8 protein-coding genes and 1 tRNA gene are annotated in these 6,874 nt (G+C 31.5%); 5 read left to right on the forward strand and 4 right to left on the reverse strand.

Annotated features, from left to right (window positions below; genetic code table 11):
- The first annotated feature begins 650 nt into the window (after positions 1-650).
- Together WKI77_RS06840 and WKI77_RS06845 are read left to right on the forward strand one after the other, a co-directional pair.
- Positions 651-1,529 (forward strand): EamA family transporter, encoded by an 879-nt coding sequence (locus WKI77_RS06840; RefSeq protein WP_337861082.1) that lies wholly within the window; start codon positions 651-653, stop codon positions 1,527-1,529.
- Positions 1,530-1,602: 73 nt separating this feature from the next.
- The gene (locus tag WKI77_RS06845) at positions 1,603-1,752 is read left to right on the forward strand and encodes a hypothetical protein (RefSeq protein ID WP_337861083.1); all 150 of its coding nucleotides are present in this window, start codon (positions 1,603-1,605) and stop codon (positions 1,750-1,752) included.
- Positions 1,753-2,356: 604 nt separating this feature from the next.
- Here WKI77_RS06845 and WKI77_RS06850 read toward each other — a convergent pair.
- On the reverse strand, positions 2,357-2,791 hold the full coding sequence (locus WKI77_RS06850; RefSeq protein WP_337861084.1) for a type II toxin-antitoxin system VapC family toxin: 435 nt from the start codon (positions 2,789-2,791) through the stop codon (positions 2,357-2,359).
- Positions 2,766-3,050 carry a DUF6364 family protein gene (locus WKI77_RS06855; protein ID WP_337861085.1) on the reverse strand — a complete coding sequence of 95 codons (285 nt, stop codon included), beginning with the start codon at positions 3,048-3,050 and terminating at the stop codon, positions 2,766-2,768. The genes WKI77_RS06850 and WKI77_RS06855 overlap by 26 nt, the downstream gene beginning before the upstream one ends.
- Positions 3,051-3,412: 362 nt before the next feature.
- On the opposite strand from WKI77_RS06855, the gene WKI77_RS06860 reads away from it, so the two are divergent.
- The gene (locus tag WKI77_RS06860; RefSeq protein ID WP_337861086.1) at positions 3,413-3,655 is read left to right on the forward strand and encodes a transposase; all 243 of its coding nucleotides are present in this window, start codon (positions 3,413-3,415) and stop codon (positions 3,653-3,655) included.
- A gap of 13 nt (positions 3,656-3,668) precedes the next feature.
- On the opposite strand, the gene WKI77_RS06865 is transcribed toward WKI77_RS06860, so the two are convergent.
- Positions 3,669-3,810: transfer RNA gene (locus WKI77_RS06865), tRNA-Trp, on the reverse strand.
- 107 nt (positions 3,811-3,917) lie between these two features.
- Between WKI77_RS06865 and WKI77_RS06870 the strand changes: the two genes are divergently transcribed.
- Both WKI77_RS06870 and WKI77_RS06875 read left to right on the forward strand, forming a co-directional pair.
- Positions 3,918-4,808, forward strand: a complete 891-nt coding sequence (locus WKI77_RS06870) for a (Fe-S)-binding protein (RefSeq protein WP_337861087.1) — start codon at positions 3,918-3,920, stop codon at positions 4,806-4,808.
- A complete protein-coding gene (locus tag WKI77_RS06875) occupies positions 4,805-5,941 on the forward strand; it encodes a lactate utilization protein B (RefSeq protein ID WP_337861088.1) in 1,137 nt (378 codons plus the stop codon). The genes WKI77_RS06870 and WKI77_RS06875 overlap by 4 nt, the downstream gene beginning before the upstream one ends.
- A 434-nt stretch (positions 5,942-6,375) precedes the next feature.
- Here the strand turns inward: WKI77_RS06875 and WKI77_RS06880 are convergent, their stop codons facing one another.
- A complete protein-coding gene (locus WKI77_RS06880) occupies positions 6,376-6,519 on the reverse strand; it encodes a hypothetical protein (protein ID WP_337861089.1) in 144 nt (47 codons plus the stop codon).
- Between the last annotated feature and the right edge of the window lie 355 nt (positions 6,520-6,874).

The following is a 6,874-nucleotide window of genomic DNA, read 5'->3' on the forward strand; positions in this document are numbered from 1 at the left end:
GAATACTGCGCTTAAAATCAGTTCCAGCAATATTAATGATGTAAGCAAATGTTCCTGTAAAAGTCTCCTCCTCCAATCCGGCAAGATAATACTTTTTTTCTCCATATTTTTACCTTTTTATATATTTCATTATATTAAAAACTTATATTTATTCTTTGTTAACGACCTTTATTTTATAATTAACATTTTTAAAAATATCTTATTTTATTTCATTTCTTGAACTTACAGAGAATTTTATTTTCTATTTATTGATTTAATCTCATGTCATGCAATTTATCTTCTTTTTAAGCCCGTATAATAGTTAATAAATGGTTATACTATCATTTCCTTTTTTCTGCCATATAAATAATGAAAATAGTTTTTTGATAGCCTGCTTGCTTACAGGTCACGTATTATCATCAATTAATTCCCACGCTTTAATCATTAAACATATATCTTCACTGGCGTTACAGGTATATATTGTATGCATGCACAAAAAACCGCCACGCGCAAAGTTTATATATTAATAAAAATTAAACAAAAATATTGTTATGATATTACTTGAAGAAGAAACAGTGAAATTGAGATATACCTTATTTTGCAGGGATATAGAGTTTTTATTTTTATAATAAGTATAAATATATCGCAGCTCTACAGATTTTTTAATAATAATGTTGGACCTATTACTGATACCTGCATTCACACTGTTGTTCTGGACAGTCTCAAATTCATTGATAAAAGGATTAACAGCCAAGATCAGCACAAATGAAATATCAATCATTATTACAGGAGCCGGTGTCATTCCAATGGTAATCAGTATATTTATTATGCCTGCAGAAAGCATATCAATTATGGTAATGTCCCTTTCACTGGTATCCGGTGTTCTGCTTGGATTGGGATATATATTGTTTTACAGGTCATTAAAATCAGAAAATTTAGGGAATGCAGGAGTTACCATTAACATACAGCAAATTGTAGTCATATCATTCGGCCTTCTTATATTAAAGGAAACCGTTACATCATTTATACTTCCCGGAATAATCCTAATAATACTTGGGTCAATATTCGTTACTGTAAAAAAAGGATTTAAGGTGAATAAAGTCCTTCTGATTGCAGCTTTAGCAAATATAATCTGGGGAATATATTACATACCATTATCATTTGCAATCCTTTCACTGCATGCTTCCCCTGTCCCATTGCTAATGGCAAGGATCACAGGATTTTTGTCTGTGCTGTTAATATTTAACTTTCCTGCTATAATTAAAAAGGCAAGGTCTGTTTCAGCCAATGTAAATAACAATCATCCAAAAGTTGCTTATTCTGTTATTTTTCTTGCCATTCTTGCAGGTTTGCTGGATGGTTCAGGTAATGTTTTTTACTCTTTGTCAATACAGGATGGAATTCTGATACTGGCTGGCTCACTAATAGCCATGCTTCCAGCGTCGCTTGCAATTTCAGGAAAATTTTTATACCACGAAAAATTAAATATAGCTCAATATAGTGGAATTTTACTTTCCGTAACTGGAGCATTGATTATAGCTCTTGCTTAGGATTTGATAGCGTAATGTAATTGCTGTAAAATTCATAAGGCCCTGCACAATTTAGATTTGAGAAGTGAAAAATATGCAGAACCAGGTTGAAACATTAAAAGGGTTAATAAATACTTTTGATTGGCAGAAAAGAAGGAAAGAAACAGCCAGTGGAATGAGTGTAAAATTCAGTAATGGGGGGAAGAAGTTAATGTGCTGGTATCAGCCTATCCTTAACCAATGAAAGAAAAGCACACAGGCAGGGAATAAGAACATTAAAGACAGCTGATGGGGTATTAGAATTAAACAAACCACAGGTAAGGGAATTCCCATATGAAACTTTAAGGAAAATATAGATGGGATTATGCTTTATAATGAATTAAAATATAAGTCATTAAAAGTAGATCATAAAAGAAGCAGGGATTATTTTATAATAATCTGAAAATCCCTCAAAACAAAACTTGAGAATGCCATTAATATTAATTTTAAGTATTTGAATAAAGTATTGGAAGTTTCCTGAAATATTCTGAGAGCGATTCCAAATGCATCTTCCGCGTTTATTCATAAATAACCGAATAAAAACAGGGTGTGTATTTAAAACGACCTCGAAGGTCAAAAGATCACACCCTATTTATATATCCAAACACTGTATATAAATATAACGAATTAAACAGGTCCACACGTATTGCAATGCATTAATATAACGACGTAAGGTCGAAATTCTGGATCATTTCTGCGTCGGATAAAAGCAAACAATAAGCCATGTTATTAAATTCAAAACATATTAAAAGAAAAATTAAAAAGTTGTAACGTGAGAAAATTAAATAATATGAAATAGGACAGAGATATTATATTAATAATGCATTGAAATTTAACTCCTTTGCAGTTGAATATTGTGCCTTATCTGCAGTTATAAATATATCAGAATTGAAAGCAGATACAATATGTATTGTATCCATTAAAGGAATATGTTTTTTAATGCACATTTTTCCAGATTTAATTATATTTTCTGCTGTTATATTTATTACCTGTATAGAATTAACTTTTGTTAATTTTAGCATTTCATTCAGGAATTCAGAATAATAAAATTGGGCATTGTTTATTACTCCTCTTTGCTCATATTTATCGAAGACAGTAGAAATTTCGCCAAACACAATTACTGAAATAATAATTTTATTTTCACCTGCATATACTTTTTTAAATATTTCATCCACTTTATCTGATGAATCTTCATTTAAATATCTCTTAACTATTGCACTAGTATCCAGATAGGCGTTCGTCATAATCATTCCTTATTTCTTTTATAATATCGATAGAATCAGTCTTTTTCATTTTCTCTCTATTTTTTATAATATAACTGTCATTAATGTCAATATATTCGATACCATTATCTTTCATGGCATTTTCAATTTCATATCTCAATGATAAGCGTTTCAAATCATCTTCGACTACCTGGCTAACAGTTTTATTTTCAAGTGCCAGTATAGATTTTGCGTTCCTTATTACATTTTCGTCAATAGACAAAGTCAATTTTCTTTTCATACGTATATAATTATATACGTATATTTAAAATTAATGCCAGTAATTCTATATGTTTAAAAAACCGATTTTTACCGCCTCATATTGTGGGTTCTCCTTAAACTCTGAACCGAATTTTTATATAAAATTGAAATAGATTTTACTTAAATATCCTGCCCATTAAGGTTATGTATGTTTTTTTGCGTAAATATAAACCCTCTGTTATTAACGAAATTATCGGTTAAATAACAGGAAAGAATGCCTCTATTGAGTACGGAGGCAATAAAATACGGAATATAATGCTCTAAACTTATAAAATATGCAAGAGATAATAAGGAAAACTGTAGAAGGCAAATGAACTGTTGAAAATAGAAATAGATTCATAGATGTCAGGGGAGCCAGGAATAAAAAATGGCCATTACAGAAGGAATTTAAAGACAAAGAACGGAGAATTAAAATTAAATGTGCCGGAGGACAGGGATGAGATATACCACAGTGCATTGATAAATAATGATTCAATAAAGGTGGATGAATTAATACTGCTATTAATTCTTACAGGAATCATTTTCAAATTAATATTTTCTGATATGCATGTATTGGTTACTCTGTTTAAATTCCTTAAAGGATAAATTTCTATAAAAGTGGAAGCACTGGGATTTGAACCCAGATCTAAGGGTCTCTTCCATGTTTCATCTTTCCAGTCACTCATCATATATTCAGAAGACCTTTAGTTAATCACAAACTGACTGGAGCCCACTAGGATACCTGATTACCCCATGCTTCCTCAATTACTGTATTATTTTTTGATATAAATATCTATATGTCCCGTTCCAGAACTAAAAATAATCATGTCCATAAATATATTTATAAGTCAGCAATTGATATATTTTAATGGAAATTAACAAGCCAATGATAAAGAAAATGAAGGACATGATTTTTCAGAACCTGATGGAAAGTTATCTTCCTTTTCCGCTGGACACAAAGTTATATTCTTCATGGGCCACCGATATTCCTGAAGGTGGTGAAACTGTTTTTTACACATCCTATATGTACCAGATATCCGGAATACTGAAAAGATACGAATCATTATTTCCGAAGATATATAAATTGAACATTCCAAGAAGGCTTATGACCGCTTCCAAATTCTTAATCAAGCCAAATAGCGATGAATTGGAGCGTTCTTTTAATATATTAAAAAGCATAAAGTCAATGCTTTTAAAAAATAATCTAAAATTTGGATACCTTTATGATAAAGAGCCTTACTCTGGTGCTTTGCTGTTAGAATCAGGATTCCTAAATGAATATAAGGAATATGGGAAAAAACTCTATAACTTCTTTAATGAAAATGGAATAAAAAGGATTATAACCGTTGATCCACATACAACAAATGCATTGAAGCGCTATAAGGATTTTATAGATTTTGACATAGACGTTATAAATTATTTGGATCTTGTGAATTTCAAAGGAACCGGAAATTACGTTATACACGATTCTTGCCTGTATTCAAGGTCCATGGATATGTATAACTCAATAAGGAATAAAATAAACGGTTCAGGAATCAAATTAAACGAAAATTATTTAATAACAAGCAAGGAGATGGGCAGCTGCTGCGGTGGCCCATTATCCCTTATTTCAAATAAGGATAGCGAGGATATTTCCAAAAGCCGTGCGGAGAAATTATTATCGGTAAATGAAAATGTACTGGTAATGTGCCCTCTATGCTATCAGAACCTTTCGCCTTATATAAATAACATAAAGGATATTGCAGAGGTGGTTTCATGAACTATGAATGGGATGTTGCAGTAAATAAGGCTATTTTAAACAATTCCCCAAAGGTAAATAAGATACTGGAAGAAAATCCATACATTAAAGATATTGCAGACGAACTCAGAAATGTAAAAAATAAAGTTTTAGACAATATAGATGAGTATATAGAAAAAACCGAAGAAAGCGTTAAAAAAACCGGTGGCCATTTCCATCTTGCAAAAAATGCAGATGAAGCAATGAGCATGGTAAAAGAAATAATAAAGGAAAGAACAAAAATTGTTGTATCAAAATCAAATGTTCTTTATGAAATAAAGCTCAGAGATGAAATGGAAAAGGAAGGAAAAGACATATGGGAAACAGATCTGGGCGAATATCTTGTACAGATCAATAAGGATATGCCCTCACATATGGTTGCCCCTGCAATTCATCTAACCAAGGACAAAATTGGGAAACTTTTAAATGAAGATCTGGATAAAAATATAAATGAGAATTCTTCGGCAGAGGACATGGTTAAGAGTGTAAGGAAATTTTTAATGGAGAAATACCTGGCAGCAGAAGTGGGAATTACTGGAGCAAATTCAGTAGCTGCCGATACCGGTTCAGTGCTTTTAATAGAAAATGAGGGAAATATAAGAATGGATACAGTGCTTCCAGAAATACATATTGCAATAACCGGCATAGATAAAATAGTTCCTACATTAAAAGACGCATTTAATGAAGTTATAGTTCAGGCATCATATGCCGGTTTCTATCCGCCAACATACATAAATGTAACCTCAGGCCCAAGTGCCACCGGAGATATAGAACTTCAGAGAGTTTCACCTGCAACAGGGCCAAAAGAATTCCATTTAATAGTGCTTGACAACGGGAGAAAGGAAGCCATAAACTCAGAAATAAGGGATTCACTTCTTTGCATAAGATGTGGAAGATGTTATTTCTCATGCCCATCGTATAAATTATACGGGAAAGATTTCGGTGACAGCCCTTATACAGGCCCTACTGGAATAATGTGGTCTGCTGTTACAATGAAGAAATATGATAAAGCAATGCTTTGCATGCATTCCGGAGGATGCAAAGAAGTATGCCCCATGAAAATAGACATACCAAAGGTTATAGAAAAAATAAAGTTCAGGTATATCGATTCATAAAAAACAGTTAACTTTTTTATATTTTTATTCTGTAATTTATTTGAAATATGAGAATTAATGGATTTGGGTTGACTCAAAAAAGTTATATAATTTCCTAAATTCCAATGGTACTGGGCGCTATCTTTTTGAACAGTTCCTTCTGTTTTTCGCTCCTGAACAAGAACTTCATGCTCACAGGCCTTGCATTTAAGTTTTCTCAATATATCCAGTGAGCTTTCCACAGAATCTATAATATTCAGCATTTCCATATAAACTACAATGCAAAAGACCAGGAAAAGATAGCTTCTCAGTGCATCTTCACTGTGAACCCTTAATATAAGAATAGCAAGATAATTCTTTGAATATGAAAATGCTTTCTTCACATATTTCCTTAAATAATACAATTGCATCTGTTCTTCATGTATGGGCTCTGAATAGTTCATGATAACTTCGAATCATTTTCTCTTCACTGAAAATATTCCATAATCATCAGGATGCTTTGGCATTCTCAGTTCCCTTCCTCTCATTTCTGGATCAAGCACCGTATATAAGAATACATAATTTACTGCAAACTTTACCATTTTTGAGGAGATGAACATTACCCGTTTTCCATACATTACAGTTTTTTATGATACTCCATGGAAAATTCTATTGTATCTTTGTAAATTTTTATCAATCATTTCTTAATGTTTAATTTAGAGAAAAAATCTATATCCATTATTGCAAGAAATATTTTCATTTTCGTTATTCACTATGAACTCTATGTATAACCAGGCACAGTATTCATATTCTATTCCTATAAAATTTACGATTTGCGGATTAAATACAAGAAAATAACTTTAATAGCAGAGGAATGCCGTAAAATTAAAGAAAATATTTATATAGCAATTTTGATTGATTTTGAAATGAAAGGACAACGCTGGATTGTTGATATATTAACATTTTTATTATTTG

Origin of the sequence: Ferroplasma sp., assembly GCF_037442045.1 — an archaeon.
Classification (GTDB): Archaea; Thermoplasmatota; Thermoplasmata; order Thermoplasmatales; family Thermoplasmataceae; genus Ferroplasma.